Below are 954 nucleotides of genomic sequence, written 5' to 3' on the forward strand. Positions count from 1 at the left end.
CTGTTCAGCCTGACTAGCTGCCAGCTTCAACGCTTCGGCATAGCTTCCCGGGATTGCATAACCCGTTCTGATCTGCGTTTCCATACTGTTAAAGGCTTGGATGTACTGAATCTTGAACTGAAGCGCACGCTTCCCAGTGAATCCAACAGCCAGCAATGTGAATCCGTCACGATTCATGTAGTACATTGGATTCGTTTTCCCATTAGAAGCGGTGTAACTACCATAAATAAAGTACTTTTTTAGTACAGCGTAATTTTCCGCGCTACTCATCAAATCACGAATTGCTGCTAGTACATCTCTGTGGTTCTTTCCAAATGATTCAGCGACCTTAAGACTGGTGGTGACTGCCTGACGGTCGTGCATAATTATTAATTCATTCAATGTGTTCCCTTCTTTCTTTTGGCCTCATTCATTAACGATGGCCATTTCACGTGCTTGACCTGAGGTACCGATTTGGTACTTCAGCCGGTCTTCTTCTTCAACGTGGTTGTTTACGTCACGACTTCCGTTTTGATATCCGAGAATATCGGCCACATCCTTACCGACAAACATTGGCTCATTGTCAACCACCACAGTTCGTAATTGACGACCTTTAAAATCAAAATGTTGTAATTGGTTCATACCGTCATCCCCTTATGTCGCGTTATTGCGACTTTTTTCTTTAAAAAAATATCAATTGCTTCCTGATCGCTAAGAGGGATGAATTGCATCATTTTGAATATTTCTTGTGCCGTGAAGTCTTTTCCACCCCGCTGCATTTTCCTAAATAATGTGCTTCTCGCGATCCCTAATGCTAAAGCTAGAGAATCTTGAGTGACATGTCGTTCTGTCATAAGTCCCTTTAAACGATCCAAGTTCACATTAACCATATATGATTCCCCTTTCTGTCGCATTCCTGCGACTTGATGAACTAAGCATAAATCCCTTAATAAGCACTTGTCAATATAAAAATCG

Annotated in this window: 3 protein-coding genes; all 3 read right to left on the reverse strand. The window is 41.9% G+C overall.

What is annotated here, in order from left to right; translation table 11 throughout:
* A partial coding sequence (locus BVJ53_RS14715) for a Rha family transcriptional regulator (RefSeq protein WP_167470217.1) occupies window positions 1-381 on the reverse strand: 381 nt, incomplete at its 3' end.
* 24 nt (window positions 382-405) lie between these two features.
* Window positions 406-621: a BRO-N domain-containing protein gene (locus BVJ53_RS14720; RefSeq protein ID WP_064520385.1), complete on the reverse strand. Its 216-nt coding sequence runs from the start codon at window positions 619-621 to the stop codon at window positions 406-408.
* Window positions 618-954 (reverse strand): helix-turn-helix domain-containing protein (locus BVJ53_RS14725; RefSeq protein ID WP_238150194.1); only part of this gene is annotated, 337 nt, incomplete at its 5' end. The genes BVJ53_RS14725 and BVJ53_RS14720, both read right to left, overlap by 4 nt.

Origin of the sequence: Lacticaseibacillus chiayiensis, assembly GCF_004123795.1 — a bacterium.
Classification (GTDB): Bacteria; Bacillota; Bacilli; order Lactobacillales; family Lactobacillaceae; genus Lacticaseibacillus; species Lacticaseibacillus chiayiensis.

Excerpts from the sequence above, each read along its gene's own strand:
- BVJ53_RS14720 (WP_064520385.1), bottom strand. The coding sequence starts at position 621 with ATGAACCAATTACAACATTTTGATTTTAAAGGTCGTCAATTACGAACT.